The following is a 16,779-nucleotide window of genomic DNA, read 5'->3' as shown; positions in this document are numbered from 1 at the left end:
GGAGAGACCCGCACGGGCCGCGAACGGAGGATCACGGTCCGTTTCGGTACGGAATTCTCCGTTCGCGGCGGGAAATCCACCCCGGACGGGTCAGTCGCCGGGCCCGATTCCCGGCAAATCGGTCCGCAGCTGCGAGGCCGTCGACACGACCAGCATCAGCAACGTCCCGAGCGCCGCCTCGTCCAGCCCGGCCGCCGGGAACGCGTACCGCAGCGTGACGTCGGCGCCGTTGTCCGAATGCCCGATCCCGAGCGTGCCGAACAGCCCCTGCCCCGCCCGCTCGGCCACGGCGATCGACAACTCCGGCGCATCCACCAGGTCCCAGCCGACCACGCAGGTCAGCGTGAGCACCGTGAGGCCCTCGCCGAGCCGGGTCGCCTGGATCACGCAGGGGACGCCGCCGTGGGAGAACGTCAGGGCGCCGTCGTCGTCGACGTGGACCTCGAGGTAGCGCTCCAGGGCCTCCCGGGCCCGCGTCAGCAGCTCCGCGGTTTCGACCGCTTCGGTGGCGCTCACGAAGAAGCCGCCTGGTCGACGGCACCGCCGAAGCGGCGGTCCCGCTTCGCGAACTCCAGGCAGGCCCGCCACAGGTGGGTGCGGTCGAAGTCCGGGAACAGCGTGTCCTGGTAGACCATCTCGGCGTAGGCCGACTGCCACAACAGGAAGTTCGACGTCCGCTGCTCGCCCGAGGGCCGCAGGAACAGGTCCACGTCCGGCATTTCCGGCTGGTACAGGTACTTCCCGATGGTCTTCTCGTTCACCTTGTCGGGGTTCAGCTTCCCCGCGGCGACGTCCTGCGCGATCCGCTGCATCGCGTCGCCCAGCTCGGCGCGGCCGCCGTAGTTGACGCACATGGTCATGTTCAGCGCCGTGTTGTGCTTGGTCTTCTCCTCGGCCGCCTGCAGCTCCTTGATCACCGACGCCCACAGCTTGGGACGGCGGCCGGCCCAGCGGATGCGCACGCCGATCGAGCCGAGGTAGTCGACCTGGCGGCGGATGGTGTCGCGGTTGAAGCCCATCAGGAACCGCACCTCTTCGGGGCTGCGCTTCCAGTTCTCGGTCGAAAACGCGTACACCGAGAGCCACTTGACGCCGAGTTCGACGGCCCCGCTGGCGACGTCGATCATCACCGCTTCGCCGCGTTTGTGCCCCTCGATCCGCGGCAGGCCGCGCTGGTTGGCCCAGCGCCCGTTGCCGTCCATGACCAGCGCGACGTGCTTCGGCACCAGTTCGCGCGGGATCTCCGGGGGTTTCGCGCCGGACGGGTGCGGATCCGGGGCCCGCAGCTCGTATCGCGACGCCTTGTTCTCGCGTCCCCTGCGCAGCACTGCGAGCCTCCCTGGATGGGTGATACCGATCGGGCCCGACCCTACTGCGTGGGCGCCACCCTCTCCCGGGCGCGTCGCTCGACCAGGGGCAGGGACCTCAGCTGCCGCTCCAGGTGCCACTGCAGGTGGGCCGCGACCAGGCCGCTCGCGTCGCGGCGGGTGCCGGGCAGGGTCGACTCCGCCATCGCCCATTCGCCGTGCAGCAGGGCCGTGAGCAGGTCCAGGACCTCGGGCGCGGGGTGCACGGACCCCGGGACGCGGCAGTCCTGGCACATCGAGCCGCCGGCGGGGACGCTGAACGCGACGTGCGGGCCGGGCAGGCCGCAGCGGGCGCATTCGGTGAGCGCGGGCGCCCAGCCGGCGTAGGACATCGCGCGGAGGAAGAACGCGTCGAGCACGAGGGAGGAGTCACGCTGCCCCTCGGCCAGCGCCCGCAGCGCGCCGACGACGAGCAGGTACAGCTTGAGCACCGGCTCGCCCTCTTCGGCCGAGAGGCGGTCCGCGGTTTCGGCGATCGCGCTGGCCGCGGTGTAGCTCTGGTAGTCGGCGACCAGCGGCAGCTGGAACGCGTCGACGGTCTCGACCTGCGTGATCACGTCGAGCGTCCGGCCGGTGTAGAACTGCACGTCGACGTGGCCGAACGGCTCCAGCCGCGCCCCGAAGCGCGAGGAGGTGCGCCGCACGCCCTTCGCGACGGCGCGGACCTTGCCGTGCCGCCGGGTCAGCAGGGTGACGATCCGGTCGGCCTCACCCAGCTTGTGCGTGCGCAACACCACCCCGGTGTCGCGGTAGAGGTTCACCACCCCGACATCGTCCCACTTCGGGGTGATGCCGGGGTGGAGCGCCCCGCGGAAACGGGCTCAGGAAACGCCGTAGGCGATCAGCGGGATGAGGAACGCGAACAGGACCAGGACGCAGCTGAGGCCGCCCAGGATCGAGGAGACCAGGCAGAGCGTCTTGGTCGTCCGCGACGCCTGCTCCGCCATCATGTAGTTGCCCTGCATCTTGTACGTGCCGACCTCGTTGGACTTCATGATCGCGAAGATCCCGAGGATGATGCCGCCGAGGAAGAGCGAGGCGATCGCCCAGCCCTTGTAGTCCTTGATCTGGTTGATGTCGCCCCCACCGGGCATGCCGTAGCCCGGGGCGCCGTAGCCGGGCGCACCGAAGCCACCGGTGGGCGGCTGGCCGTACGGCGCGGGCTGCCCGTACGGCGCAGGCTGGCCGTACGGCGCGGGCTGGCCGTAGGGCGCGGGCACGCCGCCGGACGGCGGGCCGTAGCCGGGCTGCTGCGGCTGCTGGCCGTAGGGCTGCTGCTGGCCGTAGGGATTGGTCATGACGTCGTACCCCAACTGTTCGTGAACTTCCGCCGGGAAACCCCGGCGGGTGCGGAAAAAATCAGCGCTGCTCGTTCGGCGGCTGCCCGAACTGGCCGGGCTGGATCTTCTGGGTCGCTTCGGATTCACCGGGGACGTCCGGGCGCAGCATCTGCGTCCGCTCGGCCTGCTCGTCGAAGGCCGGACCGCTCCCGGAGCCCGGGCGCAGCATCTGGGTGCGTTCGGCCTGCTCGTCGAACGCCCCGCCGCCCGGCGGCGGGGCCAGCGGCTGCGGGGGCTGGGCGCCGAAGCCACCGGAGGACGGCGGCTGGCCGAACCCGCCCGGCTGCGGCTGGCCGAAGCCACCCGGTGCCGACTGCTGCTCGAACCCGCCGGACTGCGGCTGCTGCGGGAAGCCACCGGACGCGGGCTGGCCGAACTGGCCCGGCTGGCCCGGCTGACCCGGCGACGGGAACCCGCCGGCGAACGACTGCGCGCTCTGCGGCGCGAACGGCGCGGCCGCGTCGTCGGCGTTGACCACGACGGTGCCGATGATCTTGTCGGCGAGCGTCTGGGACTTGTCGTCCCACAGCGGCCACAGCCAGCCGACGTAGCAGATGACGTTGTCGACGACGTGGGCGAGATCGCGCACGAACGCCGTACCGGCCCCGACCGGCTGCCCGCTGTCCTCGCGGACCAGCTTGATCTTCGCCACGCGCTTGCCGAGCGACTGACCGGTGTTGCCCTGCTGGATCCACCGGTTGTAGACGCACCAGCCGATCCAGGCGAGCGCGACGAGCAGGCTCAGCATCGAACCGGCGTTCCCGCTGAACGACAGCGGGATGATGATCGCGTACAGCAGGACGACGGGCCCGAAGTCGATGAGCGCGCCGAGGGCGCGCTGGCCCCAGCTCGCGTAGTTGCGCGGCGGGCCGAAGGGGTTGCCCTGCTGGCCGAACGGCGCGGGCTGGCCGTACGGCGCCGGCTGCCCGTACGGCGCCGGCTGCCCGTACGGCGCCGGCTGGCCGTAGGGCGTGGGCTGCCCGTACGGCGGCTGTCCCGGCTGCTGTCCGAACGGCTGGCCACCGGGCTGCTGCCCGAAGGACTGCTGACCGTAGGGATCGGTCATTGGGTCTCCCCCTCGCTGGTCACTCCGCCGCGCGTCCCGTGCAGGACCCCGGACGTACGGCGCGGTCCGCGGGAGCGTACTCGGTACACCCGCGGCCGCGCTGCTCAGGCTGCGGCTCAGACGCGCAGGCCGGTGAACGGGGCGAACGGGAGGTTGCGGATGACGAACCAGACGACGAACACGACGGTGAACGCGAGTGGCGTCCACCGCCAGTGCAGCCAGCTGTTCATCGCGCGGCCCCGCAGCCGCCCGAGGGTCCACGCGGCCATGCTCCACACGAAGAGGAACACGAAGGCGAACGACACGGCGTTGTAGTGCAGGGCCGCGGGGATGTCGCCGTGCATCAGGCTGTACGCCATCCGCATGCCGCCGCAGCCCGGGCAGTCGATGCCGAACATGGCCTTGGTCGGGCAGAGCGGCAGGAAACCGCCCGGGGTGGTCGGGTCGCCGACCCAGACCACCACGCTGCACACGCCGAGCCCGGCCACGACGGCCAGCGGCGGGGCGAGCGCCCGCAGCTTCTCCTTCGCCCCCCGGGCGGGGATTCCGGTGTAGACGGTCGGGGCCGTCACTACCGGAACCCCGCCGACGAGACGCCGATGCCCAGGATGACGACGAACACGACGACGTAGAGCAGCAGGAGGATCCCGACCGAGATGGCCGACCACATCGCCCACTTGCGGGCGTCGGCGGCGGCCTTCTGCGCCTCGGCGTGGAAACCCTGGAACCACAGCGACTGCACCTGGCTGGCCTTCACGATCGCGACCACGCCCAGGGGCAGGCAGCACAACACGGTGCTCAGGATCGCCCACACCATGTTGTTGTCCGGCGGTGGCCCGTAGTTGGGCGGGTAGCCGTAGCCGTAGCCGGGTGGCGGCCCGCCCGGGGGCGGGTACGGCGGCGGGTACTGGTCGGTCACCGGGTTCCTCCTGCTGCTCGGTTACGTCAGTATCGCGAAGGCACCGTCGCGTTGAACGCGAACGCGCCCGAGATCAGCAGGATGATCCACAGCACGTTGAGCACGACACCGACGATCGCGGCGATGATCGCCCACTTCTTGGCGGAGTCGGCCGCCTGCTGCGCGGCCGCGGTCTGGCCCTGCGCCCACAGGCCGTTCACCTTGGTGGCCTGCACGATCGACACGATGCCGAACGGGAGGCAGCAGAGGATCGTGGTGAGGATCGCCCACACGAGGTAGTTGCTCGGGGGCGGGCCCGGCTGGTAGCCACCCGGCTGCCCGCCGGGGTAGTTCGGCTGCCCGCCGGGCTGGTTCGGCTGGTCGCCGGGGTAGTTGGGCATGCCCTGGCTGTCGGTCATGATCGGTTGTTCCCCTTCGTCGTGCTCCACAGACGACCACCGGGTCCGCTGCCTCCCCGACCGGCCGCGGTGTGGTCGAAGCCGCGACTGTAGGGGTCGGCGTGGCCGCGCGTCCGGTGATTGCTCCCGCCGCGACCGAATCGAGACCAGGAATTCCGCTGATCCTCCCCCGCGCGGCGAAGGAGCCGGTCAGAAGCCCAGCCGGCGTAACTGACGGGGGTCGCGCTGCCACTCCTTGGCCACCTTGATGTGCAGGTCGAGGTAGACCTTCGAGCCGAGCAGCGCCTCGATGTTCTTGCGGGCGGTGGCACCGACCTCGCGCAGCCGTTCGCCCTTGTGCCCGAGGATGATCCCCTTCTGGCTGGGCCGTTCCACGTAGAGGAACGCGTGCACGTCGACGAGGTCGTCGCGGCCTTCGCGGGGCAGCATCTCCTCGACGGTGACGGCGATCGAGTGCGGCAGCTCGTCGCGGACGCCTTCCAGCGCCGCCTCGCGGATCAGCTCGGCGACCAGCGTCTGCTCCGGCTCGTCGGTGAGCTCGCCGCCCGGGTAGAGCTGCGGGCCCTCGGGCAGCCGCTGGACCAGCAGGTCGGCCAGGGTGCCGACCTGGAAGCCGTCCACTGCGGACACCGGGACGAGCTCGGCGAACTCCATCACCTGCTGCAGCGCGAGCAACTGTTCGGCGACCTGCTGGGGCTGGACGAGGTCGGTCTTCGTGACGATGCCGATGACCGGCGTCCGCTTGGCTATCTTCTGCAGCTCGGCGGCGATGAACTTGTCGCCGGGCCCGATCTTCTCGTTCGCCGGGACGCAGAAGCCGACGACGTCCACTTCGGACCACGTCGTGTGCACGATGTCGTTGAGCCGCTCGCCGAGCAGGGTGCGCGGGCGGTGCAGGCCGGGCGTGTCGATCAGGACGAGCTGGGCGTCCTCGCGGTGCACGATCCCGCGGATCGCGTGCCGGGTCGTCTGCGGCTTGCTGGAGGTGATCGCGACCTTGGTGCCGACGAGGGCGTTGGTCAGCGTCGACTTGCCGGCGTTGGGCCGGCCGACGAAGCAGGCGAAGCCGGAACGGTGCCCGGTCATCGGCCGAGCACCTGGAGGACTTCGCCCTGCGGGTCGGCGAGGATGATCGGGGCGTCCTTCGCGATGTCGCGCACCGCGTGCACGGACGCCTCCTTGAGCAGCACATCGCCGCTGACGACAGCGGCGGCCTCGATGCCCTCGGCGCCGCTGGACAAAGCGGCGGCGACCGCGGCCTGGAGCGCGGTGAGCTTGAACGACGGCTGGTCGACCGTGCCCGCGGCGTAGGTGCGGCCGTCGGTGTCGCGGACCGCGGCGCCTTCGGGAGCCTGGATGCGGGCGCGCGAGGACCGGGCCAGCGTGACGAGTTTCCGGTCCTCGGCCTCGAGGTCAGGCATGTTCGACGCTCCTGTCGCGTTCGTCGGGGTGGGGCAGGCGCGTGCGGCGGCGCGTCCGGTCGACGGGGTCCGTCATGGCCTCGGCGTCGGCCGGGTGCACGACCACGGAGGTGATCCGCATGCGGCCGCGCCGGTCCTTGCCCCCTTCGGCGAACAGCCGAAGGCCGGCGACCTCGGCTTCGGCCCCCGGCAGCGGGACCCTACCCAGTCGTTCCGCGAGCAGCCCGCCCACGGTCTCCACGTCGTGGTCTTCGAGGTCGATGCCGAACAGTTCGCCCAGGTCGTCGACGGTCATCCGGGACGACACGCGGACCGCGCCGCCGTCGAGCTCCTCGACCTCGGGGCGCTCGTCGGCGTCGGACTCGTCGGTGATCTCGCCGACGATCTCCTCGAGGACGTCTTCGATGGTCAGCAGGCCCGCGGTGCCGCCGTACTCGTCGACGGCGATCGCCATGTGGTTGTGCGAGCGCTGCATCTCCTTGAGCAGCTCGTCCAGGCGCTTCGAGTCGGGGACGAAGGACGCCTGGTTCATCACGGAGTCGACGACCGTGCTCGGCCCGTCGGGGTCGAGGTAGCCGGTCATCAGGTCCTTGATGTTGACGACGCCGACGATGTCGTCGACGGACTCGTCGATCACCGGCAGCCGGGTGAACCCGGTGCGCAGCGCGAGCGCGAGGGCCTGCCGGACGGTCTTGGTGCGCTCGATCCAGACGATCTCGGTGCGCGGCACCATGACCTCGCGGGCCACGGTGTCGCCGAGCTCGAACACCGAGTGGATCATCTCGCGTTCGGAGTCCTCGACGACGCCGCGTTCCTGGGCCAGGTCGACGAGCTCGCGCAGCTCGACCTCGGAGGTGAACGGCCCTTCGCGGAAGCCCTGGCCGGGGGTGATGGCGTTACCGATGAGGATGAGCAGCCGCGACAGCGGGCCGAGGACCGAGCCGAGGACCCGGACGGGCCCGGCGACGTACCGGCCGATGCGGTACGGGTGCTGGCGGCCGAGGGTGCGGGGGCCGACGCCGATGAGGACGTAGCTGACGACGACCATCACGACCGCGGCGACCAGCACGGCGAGGCCCAGCGGCGCCAGCCGGGTGCCGACGAACACCGTGACGAGCACGGTCGCCGTGAGCTCGCAGCCGAGGCGGAGCAGGAGCAGCAGGTTGATGTGCCGTCGCCGTTCGGCGACGATGGCGGCGAGGTGCCGGGCGCCGGGCAGCCCGAGCCGGGCGAGGCCGTCGGCCCGGGCCTGCGAGACGGTGCTGATGGCCGCGTCGGCCGCCGCGAACACGCCGGCCAGGAGGACGAGCGCGATCGCGAAGAAGAGCTGTTCCATGGCTGACGCCTAGGGCGTTTCCCCGGCGGGTGGTTCGGCGGGGGCCTCGAGGCCGGCGATGCCGAGGACACGGTCGTCGGTGCTGCGCTGGGCGTCCCGCTTGTCCAGGGCGGCGACGGCGTCCTGGTACTCGCCGAGGATGCGCTTCTGGAGGGCGAACATCTCGCGTTCCTCGGCGGGTTCGGCGTGGTCGTAGCCGAGGAGGTGGAGGCAGCCGTGCACGGTGAGCAGGTGCAGCTCGTCGATCAGCGAGTGGCCGGCGGTCTTGGCCTGGTCCTTGGCGAACGCCGGGCAGAGCACGATGTCCCCGAGCAGCGCCGGTGACGCGTCGGGCGCGTCGGGGCGGCGGGAGGAGTCGAGCTCGTCCATCGGGAAGGCCATCACGTCGGTGGGGCCCGGGAGGTCCATCCAGCGTTCGTGGAGGTCTTCCATGACGTCGAGGGTGACGAGCAGGATGGACAGCTCGGCGAGCGGGCTGACCTCCATCTTGTCGAGCGCGTAGCGGGCGGCGGAGACGATGGACGTCTCGTCGACGTCGACGCCGGACTCGTTGGCGATTTCGATGCTCAACGCCGGTTGCCCTTCCAGCCGTCGTTCTGCTGGGCGTCCTGCACGGCCTGCCACTTCTCGTAGGCGTCGACGATGTCGCCGACGAGCTTGTGCCGGACGACGTCCTGGCTGGTGAGCTCGGCGAAGTGGAGGTCCTCGACGCCGGTGAGGATGTCGCGCACGACGCGCAGGCCGCTGCGCTGCCCGCTGGGCAGGTCGACCTGGGTGATGTCGCCGGTGACGACGATCTTGGACCCGAAGCCGAGCCGGGTGAGGAACATCTTCATCTGCTCGGGCGTGGTGTTCTGGGCCTCGTCGAGGATGATGAAGGCGTCATTGAGCGTGCGGCCGCGCATGTAGGCCAGCGGTGCGATTTCGATCGTCCCGGCCTGCATGAGCCGCGGAATCGACTCCGGCTCGACCATGTCGTGCAGCGCGTCGTAGAGCGGCCGCAGGTACGGGTCGATCTTCTCGTTGAGCGTGCCCGGCAGGTACCCGAGGCGCTCGCCGGCTTCGACGGCGGGGCGGGTCAGGACGATCCGGGTGACCTGCTTGGCCTGCAGCGCCTGGACGGCCTTCGCCATCGCCAGGTACGTCTTGCCGGTACCGGCGGGGCCGATGCCGAAGACGACGGTGTGCTTGTCGATGGCGTCGACGTACCGCTTCTGGTTGAGCGTCTTGGGCCGGATGGTCTTGCCGCGCCGCGAGACGATGTTGAGGCTGAGCACCTCGGCGGGCGAGGCGTCTCCGGTGGAGAGCATGCCGACGGTGCGGCGCACGGTGTCGGGCCCGACCTGCTGGCCGCCGGTGGCGAGCTGCACGAGCTCGGCGAAGACGCGTTCGGCGAACGCGACGTCGGCGGGCGTGCCGGTCAGGGTGACTTCGTTGCCGCGCACGTGCACGTCGGCGGCCAGGAGTTCCTCGGCGACGCGCAGGTTCTCGTCCCGGGACCCGAGCAGGCTGAGCGCGGCGGCGTCGGGGATGGGGAACCGGGACTGCGCAGCCTGGACGGCGGCATCCTCGGTCTTGGCGACGTCCCCGGGGACGTCGGGACGGGCGGCACCACCCGGTACGGTTCCGGCCACGTGGCCTCAGGCCTGCTTTCTCGGTGAGGGAGAACGGACCCCACCGATGCTACTGGCACCCACCGACAGGACGCAGGCCGGTTTCCCTAGTCCTCCTGAGGAGCCCCGAACAACCCGAGCGGCTCACCACCGAGAACGTGGGCGTGCACGTGGAAGACGGTCTGCCCGGCATCGGAGTCGGTGTTGAAGACGACCCGGTACCCGCTCTCGAGGATCCCCTCGGCCTCGGCGACCTTGCGGGCGGTGGCCACGACATCGGCCAGCAGCTGCGGGTCGGCGGCGGCGAGCTCGGCCACGTTCCGGTACCGCTTCCGCGGCACGACGAGCACGTGCACCCGGGCCTGGGGCTGGATGTCGCGGAAAGCGAAGGTGGTTTCGTCCTGGTGGACGACATCGGCCGGGATCTCGCCGGCGATGATCCGTTCGAAGAGGGTGTCGGCCTCGGTTTCGCTCATGCGAGCACCTTATCGACCGCGGGAACTGAGATGCCGCGGCGCGGTAGACCCTGGGGGTCGATCTACCGCAACCGCGGCGGCCCGCCGGACCGAGGGGGGAGGTGCCCGGCGGAGTCTGTGTCTTCCCAGTGGCGCACCGAAACGATGAGTGGTGCGTTAGTAAACGAGAGTAACGGGTCGGAGTGTGATCGCGCCATAACTGGGCGCAAAATGAGGCCGGTTTTTTAGGTGATCTTTCACCGCCACCGCGTCGTGAGGGCTCCCAGCGCGCCCAGCGCCACCGCGGCGGCCGTCGATGTCCGCAGGACCGTCGTCCCGAGCCGCACGGCCCGCGCTCCGGCGTCTCGCAGCGTGCGGAGTTCCTCGTCCGTGACGCCGCCCTCGGGGCCGACGACCAGCAGGACGTCCCCCGTGCCGGGCAGCGGCAGGTCCGTCAGCCGGTCGGGGACGTCGGACTCCAGCACGATCGCCAGGGACATCGTCGCCACGAGGCCGGCCAGCTCCCCGGTGGTCACCGGCTCGGTGACGTCCGGGACGTGCGCGCGCCGAGCCTGCTTGGCGGCCGCCCGGGCCGTCGCGCGCCAGCGGGCCAGCGCCTTGTCGCCGCGGCCGCCGTCCTCCCACTTGGCGACGCTGCGGGCGGCCCGCCACGGCACGATCGCGTCGACGCCGGCCTCGGTGGCGAGTTCGACGGCGAGTTCCCCGCGATCGCCCTTGGCCAGCGCCTGCGCGACCAGGACCCGCAGCGCGGGCGGCTCCTCGGTCCAGAACTCCTCGACCGACAAGGCGAGCAAGGCGTCACGCCCGGCCTGGACCGACTCGACGACGCACCGCGCCATCGCGCCGGCGCCGTCGGACAGCACCAGCCGCTCGCCCACGCGCAGGCGGCGGACGGTGGCCGCGTGCCGGGCTTCCTCGCCGTCGAGGACCGCGCGGCCCGACGCCGGGACCGACGCGGCGAGGAAGACCGGCAGGGTGGTGTCGGGCACGGTCAGCGGTGGTTCTTGGCGCGGAGCTTGGAGAACAGCCCGCCGTGCTTGGTGCCGTTGGACGCCAGCGTCGGGACCTCTTCGCCGCGCTGCTGGGCCAGCTCGACGAGCAGCTCGCGCTGGGCGTCGTCGAGCTTGGTCGGGACCACGACGTCGATGTGGACGTGCAGGTCGCCGCGGCCGTCGACGCGGCCGGAGGACCGCAGCCGCGGCATGCCCTTGCCGGTGAGGACGAGCTCGGCGTTGGGCTGGGTGCCCGGTTCGACGTCGAGTTCGTAATCGCCGTCGACCAGGGTCGAGATCGGCACCGTGGCACCGAGCGCGGCCGTGGTCATCGGGATCCGGAAGTTGCAGTGCAGGTCGTGGCCCTGCCGGACGAAGACCTCGTGCGGGGTCTCGTCGATCTCGACGTAGAGGTCGCCCGCCGGGCCGCCGCCGGGGCCGACCTCGCCCTGGCCGGACAGCCGGATGCGCATGCCGTCGCCGACGCCCGGCGGGATCTTCGCGGTGACGTTGCGGCGGGCGCGGATGCGGCCGTCGCCGCCGCACTGGCGGCAGGGGTCGGGGATGACCTCGCCGAAGCCGCGGCAGACCGGGCAGGGGCGGGCGGTGACGACCTGGCCGAGGAACGACCGCTGGACGGACTGGACCTCGCCGGCGCCGCCGCAGGTGTCGCACGTCTTGACCGAGGTGCCCTCGCTGGTGCCCGCGCCGCGGCAGAGGTCGCAGACGATCGCGGTGTCGACGGCGATTTCCTTGTCGACGCCGGTCGCGCACTCCTCGAGGGTGAGGCCCAGCCGGATCAGGGCGTCCGAGCCGGGCTGGACCCGGCTGCGCGGGCCACGCCCGCGCCCGCCGCCACCGCCGGCCGCGCCGAAGAAGGCGTCCATGATGTCGCCGAGGCCGCCGAAGCCGGCGAACGGGTCGCCACCGCCCCCGCCGCGCGCGCCGTTGTCCATCGGGTCGCCGCCGAGGTCGACGATCTTGCGCTTCTGCGGGTCCGACAGCACCTCGTAAGCCGTGGTGACCTCGGCGAACTTGTGCTGGGCGTCGTCCGACGGGTTGACGTCGGGGTGCAGCTCCCGGGCCAGCTTCCGGTACGCGCGCTTGATCTCCTGATCGCTCGCGTTCTTGGCCACCCCGAGGATGCCGTAGTAGTCCCTCGCCACCGTCTCTGCTTCTCCTTCTGCTCTGCCCGGCTCAGCGGCCGGCCAGGATCTGCCCCACGTAGTTGGCGACCGCCCGCACCGCGGCGATCGTGCCGGGGTAGTCCATCCGGGTCGGGCCGACCACCCCCATGCCGCCGAGCACCACGTCGTCGCGGCCGTAGCCGATCGAGACGACCGAGGTGCTGCGCATCTGCTCGTCTTCATTTTCCTCACCGATGCGCACCGTGATCGCACCGGGGTTGCGCGCGGCGGCCAGCAGCTTGAGCACGACGACCTGTTCCTCGAGCGCCTCGAGGACCTGCCGCAGCGAGCCGGGGAAGTCGGCGACGTTGCGGGTGAGGTTCGCGGTGCCGCCGAGCACCAGGCGTTCCTCCGGGTGCTCGGCCAGCGACTCGACCAGCACCGTGGTGACGCGGATGAGCGCGTCCCGCAGCTCGCCGGGCGACTTGTCGGGCAGCTCGGCGACGCGGGCCGCAGCGTCGTTGAGCCGCCGTCCGGCCATGGCCGCGTTGAGCACGCTGCGGAGCCGGGCGACGTCCTCTTCGGTGACGACGTCGCCGAGGTCGACCGTGCGCTGGTCGACGCGCCCGTTGTCGGTGATCAGCACCAGCATCAGCCGCGCCGGGGTGAGCGGCACCACTTCGAGGTGCCGCACCTTGGCGTTGGTCAGCATCGGGTACTGGACGACGGCGACCTGCCGGGTCAGCTGCGCGAGCAGCCGGACCGAGCGCTTCAGGACGTCGTCGAGATCGGTGCCGCTGTCGAGGAAGGTGGTGATGGCCCGGCGTTCGGCGGCGCTCAGCGGCTTGATCTCCGAGAGCCGGTCGACGAAGAGGCGGTACCCCTTGTCGGTCGGGACGCGGCCGGCACTGGTGTGCGGCTGGGTGATGTAGCCCTCTTCTTCCAGCGTCGCCATGTCGTTGCGCACGGTGGCGCTCGACACACCCAGGTTGTGCCGCTCGACGATCGCCTTGGACCCGACGGGCTCCTGGTTGGACACGTAGTCGGCCACGATCGCGCGCAGCACGTCGAAGCGGCGTTCCTCCGCGTTGGCCACCGGTTCCTCACCTACCTCGCTCGCTGCTCGATCCGAGTTTACGTAAGCCTGAGCCGGTCGCGCTCAACGCGGGCCGTGCGGGGCGGGAACTGCTCTCCGGCCGGCCGGAGACGGCGCGTCTCCGGCCGGCCGGTGGGGGCCTGCCGGTGCGCCCCGCTCGCCGGTCAGCGGCGGGCGTCGATCACCATCTCCCCGCGGGTCACCGTGCGGAGGTGGTCACCGGCGAGCACGTCGTGCGGGTATCCGAGCTCGATCGCGGCCACCTCTTCGATGCGGGCCAGCTGCGACTCCGTCAAGCCGACCGCCAGCGCGCCCAGGTTGTCCTCGAGCTGCGCCGGGGTGCGGGCCCCGACGATCGGCGCCGTCACCGCCGGGTTCCGCAGCGTCCAGGCCAGGCCGACCTGCGCGGGGGTGCCGCCCAGCTCGGCGGCGACCTGCTTGACCACCTCGGCGATCGCGAGGCTCCGTTCGGTCACCATGCCCAGGCCGGCGTTGAAGCTCTTGCGGGTCCCGGTCTCCCCCGGGTCCAGGTCGGCGCGGCTGTACTTGCCGGTGAGCAGGCCGCCCGCCAGCGGTGAATACGGCGTCACCCCGAGCCCGAGGGCCCGGGCCATCGGGATCAGGTCGCGCTCGGCGTCCCGCCGGATCAGGCTGTACTCGACCTGCAGCGCGATCAGCGGCGACCAGCCCCGCAGGTCGGCGATCGCCTGCATCCGGGACACCTCCCAGGCCGGGACGTTCGACATCGCCACGTACCGGACCTTGCCCTGGCGGACCAGGTCATCGAGTCCGCGCAGGATCTCCTCCACCGGCGTCGTGAAGTCCCACACGTGCAGGTGAAGCAGGTCGAGGTAGTCCGTCTCCAGCCGCCGCAGGCTGGCCTCCACCGAGGCGAAGAGGCTCTTGCGGTGCGGGCCCCCGGAATTCGGGTCACCGGGCGTGCGCAGCGTCGAATACTTCGTCGCCAGCACCAGGCTCTCGCGGCGCCCGCGGGCGAACTCGCCGAGCAGGCGCTCCGAGCTGCCGTCGGTGTAGGTGTTCGCGGTGTCGAGGAAGTTGCCGCCGCGCTCGACGTAGGTGTCGAAGAGCTTGCGCGCCTCCTCCTTCTCCGCGCCCCAGCCCCACTCGGTGCCGAAGGTTGCCGTGCCCAGCGCGAGCGGGGACACCCGCAGCCCGGACCGGCCCAGCAGCCGGTAGGTGTCGAGGGTGAGTGCCATCTGTCCTCCTGTGTCCGTCGTCGGGCACCAGCCTGCGATCACCGCGGACCGGAGGTAAGGGAGAGGACTTCCTGGGAACACGAGTCCTACCTCCGGCGGTTGGACCGGGCATGATCACCCCGACCCAGGAGCTGGGCGCGTTCCTGCGCACCCGGCGCGAGCGTCTGGACCCGCGTGACTTCGGCCTGCCCGCGCGCCGGCAGTCGCGGCGCACCCCGGGACTGCGCCGCGAAGAGGTCGCCGAGCTGGCCGGCGTCAGCGTCGACTACGTCGTGCGGCTCGAACAGGCGCGGGGGCTGCGGCCGTCGGCGGACGTGGTGGCGGCCCTGTCCCGGGCCCTGCGCCTGACCCCCGCGGAACGCACCTACCTCTTCGACCTGACCCGGCAACGCCCGGACGACGCCGTCGAGCCCGCCACCGAAGCGGTGCCCTCCTTGGCGCGGCTGGTCGCCGACCTGTCGCCGCTGCCGGCCATGGTGCTGAACCACCGCTACGACATCCTGGCCTGGAACGGCGAAATGGCGGGGCTGCTCGTCGACTTCGGCGCCCTGTCGCCGTCGCAGCGCAACGCGATGTGGCTGTGCCTGCGGCATCCGGAGATCCGCGAGTCCTACGTCGACCGCGAGCGCGTGCTGAGGGAAGGCGTCACCCACCTGCGCGCCGCGTGGGCCGCCCACCCGGAAGACCCGGCGTTGCTCGGCCTCATCGCCGAGTGCACCCGGGACGGGGAATTCGCGCGGCTGTGGGCCGAGCGGGACGTCGCGGGCACCGGCCACGGGAGCAAGGTGCTGCGGCATCCCGTGGCCGGCGTGGTCGCGGTGGACTTCGAAGTGCTCCTGCCCCTCCAGGACACGGACCAGCGGGTGCTGATCGGCCGGCCCGCGGACGAGGCGAGCCGGGCCGCGCTCAGGAGTTGCGCGGGAAGCCCAGGTTGACCCCGGCGTGCGACCGGTCCGGCCACCGCGACGTCACGACCTTCGTCCGCGTGAAGAAGTGGAACCCTTCCGGCCCGTAAGCGTGGCTGTCCCCGAACAGCGAGTCCTTCCACCCCCCGAACGAGTAGTACCCCACCGGCACCGGGATCGGCACGTTCACCCCGACCATCCCGACCTCGACCTCGTTCTGGAACCGCCGCGCGGCCGCGCCGTCGCCGGTGAAGATCGCCGTGCCGTTGCCGTACGGGTTCGCGTTGATCAGCTCCAATGCCTCGTCGTACGAAGCCGTCCGCGCCACCGACAGCACCGGGCCGAAGATCTCGTCGGTGTAGATCGACATCGACGGGCGGACGTGGTCGAACAGCGTCGGGCCGAGCCAGAAGCCGTCCCCGGGCACCTCGATCCCCCGGCCGTCGACCACCAAAGCCGCACCCTCCGACACTCCGGCGTCCACATAGGACGAGACCCGGGCGTGGTGGGCGGCGGTGACCAGGGGCCCCATCTCCGACGAGGGGTCACGGCCGTCGCCGACGCGCAGCCGGGACATCCGCTCGGCGATCTTTTCCACGAGGGCGTCGCCGACCGGGTCGACGGCCACCACCACCGACACCGCCATGCACCGCTCCCCCGCCGAGCCGAAGCCGGCCGACACCGCGGCGTCGGCGGCCAGGTCGAGGTCGGCGTCCGGCAGCACCACCATGTGGTTCTTCGCCCCGCCGAGGGCCTGGACGCGCTTGCCGTGCCGGGTGCCGGTTTCGTAGACGTACCGCGCGATCGGCGTCGACCCGACGAACGAGATCGCCTTGACGTCGGCGTGCGCCAGCAGCCCGTCCACCGCGGTCTTGTCGCCGTGCAGCACGTTGAGCGCACCCGCGGGCAGCCCGGCCTCGGCGAACAGCTCCGCGATGAACACCGCCGCCGACGGGTCCTTCTCGCTCGGCTTGAGCACGACGGTGTTCCCGCAGGCCAGCGCGTTGGGGACGAACCACAGCGGCACCATGGCCGGGAAGTTGAACGGCGAGATCACGCCGACCACGCCGAGCGGCTGGGCGATCGAGTAGACGTCGACACCGGTGGACGCGTTCTCGCTGAAACCGCCCTTGAGCAGCTGGGCGGCGCCGCACGCGAACTCGACGTTCTCGATCGCGCGGGCGATCTCCCCGGCGGCGTCGGACTCGACCTTGCCGTGCTCGCTCGTGATGATCTTCGCCAGCTCGTGCTTACGCGCGGACAGCAGCTCGCGGAAGGCGAACAGCACCCGCGTCCGCCCGGCCAGTGACGTCCCGCGCCAGCCCGGCAGCGCCGCCTTGGCCGCGGCGACGGCGGCTTCGACCTCGGCGTCGCCGGCGAAGTCGACGACCGCCCGCACCTCGCCGGTGGCCGGGTCGAAGACCTCGCCGGAGCGCGCGGCGATCCCGTCGAACGACTTGCCGTCGATCCAGTGGCTGATGCGGTCGGTCACGGCGGCACTCCTTC

20 protein-coding genes are annotated in these 16,779 nt (G+C 71.5%); 1 reads left to right on the top strand and 19 read right to left on the bottom strand.

All coding sequences use genetic code 11. The features are described from left to right. Positions 1 to 90: 90 nt before the first annotated feature. The 18 genes from AB0J55_RS43235 to AB0J55_RS43150 form a co-directional block, all read right to left on the bottom strand. Entirely contained in the window at positions 91 to 516 is a 426-nt protein-coding gene (locus AB0J55_RS43235; RefSeq protein WP_364263114.1) for a YbjN domain-containing protein, read from the bottom strand. Continuing rightward, positions 513 to 1,328 carry an isoprenyl transferase gene (locus AB0J55_RS43230; protein WP_091315980.1) on the bottom strand — a complete coding sequence of 272 codons (816 nt, stop codon included), beginning with the start codon at positions 1,326 to 1,328 and terminating at the stop codon, positions 513 to 515. Before AB0J55_RS43230 ends, AB0J55_RS43235 begins: the two co-directional genes overlap by 4 nt. Positions 1,329 to 1,369: 41 nt before the next feature. Next, complete coding sequence (gene recO, locus AB0J55_RS43225; RefSeq protein ID WP_364263110.1) at positions 1,370 to 2,131, bottom strand: DNA repair protein RecO; 762 nt, start codon at positions 2,129 to 2,131, stop codon at positions 1,370 to 1,372. Between the two features lie 57 nt (positions 2,132 to 2,188). Next, complete coding sequence (locus tag AB0J55_RS43220; RefSeq protein WP_364263107.1) at positions 2,189 to 2,665, bottom strand: CD225/dispanin family protein; 477 nt, start codon at positions 2,663 to 2,665, stop codon at positions 2,189 to 2,191. Positions 2,666 to 2,726: 61 nt separating this feature from the next. Further along, the gene (locus AB0J55_RS43215) at positions 2,727 to 3,773 is read right to left on the bottom strand and encodes an RDD family protein (protein ID WP_364263104.1); all 1,047 of its coding nucleotides are present in this window, start codon (positions 3,771 to 3,773) and stop codon (positions 2,727 to 2,729) included. A gap of 116 nt (positions 3,774 to 3,889) precedes the next feature. Continuing rightward, positions 3,890 to 4,345, bottom strand: coding sequence for a DUF2752 domain-containing protein (locus tag AB0J55_RS43210; protein WP_364263101.1), 456 nt, complete (start codon positions 4,343 to 4,345; stop codon positions 3,890 to 3,892). Further along, positions 4,345 to 4,692: a CD225/dispanin family protein gene (locus tag AB0J55_RS43205; RefSeq protein WP_364263098.1), complete on the bottom strand. Its 348-nt coding sequence runs from the start codon at positions 4,690 to 4,692 to the stop codon at positions 4,345 to 4,347. Before AB0J55_RS43205 ends, AB0J55_RS43210 begins: the two co-directional genes overlap by 1 nt. Positions 4,693 to 4,718: 26 nt before the next feature. Continuing rightward, positions 4,719 to 5,090, bottom strand: coding sequence for a CD225/dispanin family protein (locus AB0J55_RS43200; RefSeq protein WP_364263095.1), 372 nt, complete (start codon positions 5,088 to 5,090; stop codon positions 4,719 to 4,721). A 189-nt stretch (positions 5,091 to 5,279) separates the two neighbouring features. Next, positions 5,280 to 6,176: a GTPase Era gene (era, locus tag AB0J55_RS43195; RefSeq protein WP_364263092.1), complete on the bottom strand. Its 897-nt coding sequence runs from the start codon at positions 6,174 to 6,176 to the stop codon at positions 5,280 to 5,282. Then, positions 6,173 to 6,511 (bottom strand): cytidine deaminase, encoded by a 339-nt coding sequence (locus AB0J55_RS43190; RefSeq protein WP_364263089.1) that lies wholly within the window; start codon positions 6,509 to 6,511, stop codon positions 6,173 to 6,175. Before AB0J55_RS43190 ends, era begins: the two co-directional genes overlap by 4 nt. Further along, positions 6,504 to 7,847, bottom strand: a complete 1,344-nt coding sequence (locus AB0J55_RS43185; RefSeq protein ID WP_364263086.1) for a hemolysin family protein — start codon at positions 7,845 to 7,847, stop codon at positions 6,504 to 6,506. Before AB0J55_RS43185 ends, AB0J55_RS43190 begins: the two co-directional genes overlap by 8 nt. A 9-nt stretch (positions 7,848 to 7,856) precedes the next feature. Next, positions 7,857 to 8,417 carry an rRNA maturation RNase YbeY gene (ybeY, locus tag AB0J55_RS43180; RefSeq protein WP_364263083.1) on the bottom strand — a complete coding sequence of 187 codons (561 nt, stop codon included), beginning with the start codon at positions 8,415 to 8,417 and terminating at the stop codon, positions 7,857 to 7,859. After that, complete coding sequence (locus tag AB0J55_RS43175; RefSeq protein WP_364263080.1) at positions 8,414 to 9,481, bottom strand: PhoH family protein; 1,068 nt, start codon at positions 9,479 to 9,481, stop codon at positions 8,414 to 8,416. The genes ybeY and AB0J55_RS43175 overlap by 4 nt, the downstream gene beginning before the upstream one ends. A gap of 86 nt (positions 9,482 to 9,567) precedes the next feature. Further along, positions 9,568 to 9,936: a histidine triad nucleotide-binding protein gene (locus tag AB0J55_RS43170; RefSeq protein ID WP_364263077.1), complete on the bottom strand. Its 369-nt coding sequence runs from the start codon at positions 9,934 to 9,936 to the stop codon at positions 9,568 to 9,570. 236 nt (positions 9,937 to 10,172) lie between these two features. Then, positions 10,173 to 10,925: a 16S rRNA (uracil(1498)-N(3))-methyltransferase gene (locus tag AB0J55_RS43165; RefSeq protein WP_364263074.1), complete on the bottom strand. Its 753-nt coding sequence runs from the start codon at positions 10,923 to 10,925 to the stop codon at positions 10,173 to 10,175. Between the two features lie 2 nt (positions 10,926 to 10,927). Continuing rightward, on the bottom strand, positions 10,928 to 12,094 hold the full coding sequence (dnaJ, locus tag AB0J55_RS43160; protein ID WP_364263071.1) for a molecular chaperone DnaJ: 1,167 nt from the start codon (positions 12,092 to 12,094) through the stop codon (positions 10,928 to 10,930). 31 nt (positions 12,095 to 12,125) lie between these two features. Then, positions 12,126 to 13,151 (bottom strand): heat-inducible transcriptional repressor HrcA, encoded by a 1,026-nt coding sequence (gene hrcA / locus AB0J55_RS43155; RefSeq protein ID WP_364263068.1) that lies wholly within the window; start codon positions 13,149 to 13,151, stop codon positions 12,126 to 12,128. A gap of 164 nt (positions 13,152 to 13,315) precedes the next feature. Further along, positions 13,316 to 14,368: an aldo/keto reductase gene (locus AB0J55_RS43150; protein ID WP_364263065.1), complete on the bottom strand. Its 1,053-nt coding sequence runs from the start codon at positions 14,366 to 14,368 to the stop codon at positions 13,316 to 13,318. 110 nt (positions 14,369 to 14,478) lie between these two features. On the opposite strand from AB0J55_RS43150, the gene AB0J55_RS43145 reads away from it, so the two are divergent. After that, on the top strand, positions 14,479 to 15,303 hold the full coding sequence (locus AB0J55_RS43145; protein WP_364263062.1) for a helix-turn-helix transcriptional regulator: 825 nt from the start codon (positions 14,479 to 14,481) through the stop codon (positions 15,301 to 15,303). On the opposite strand, the gene AB0J55_RS43140 is transcribed toward AB0J55_RS43145, so the two are convergent. Further along, on the bottom strand, positions 15,275 to 16,765 hold the full coding sequence (locus AB0J55_RS43140) for a CoA-acylating methylmalonate-semialdehyde dehydrogenase (protein WP_364263059.1): 1,491 nt from the start codon (positions 16,763 to 16,765) through the stop codon (positions 15,275 to 15,277). The two genes, AB0J55_RS43145 and AB0J55_RS43140, sit on opposite strands and share 29 nt — an antisense overlap. Positions 16,766 to 16,779 lie beyond the last annotated feature (14 nt).

The organism is Amycolatopsis sp. NPDC049688, assembly GCF_040674975.1.
Lineage (GTDB): Bacteria > Actinomycetota > Actinomycetes > Mycobacteriales > Pseudonocardiaceae > Amycolatopsis.
Note: the sequence above shows the minus strand (reverse complement) of the source record. Positions and strands in the feature narration are given on the sequence as shown.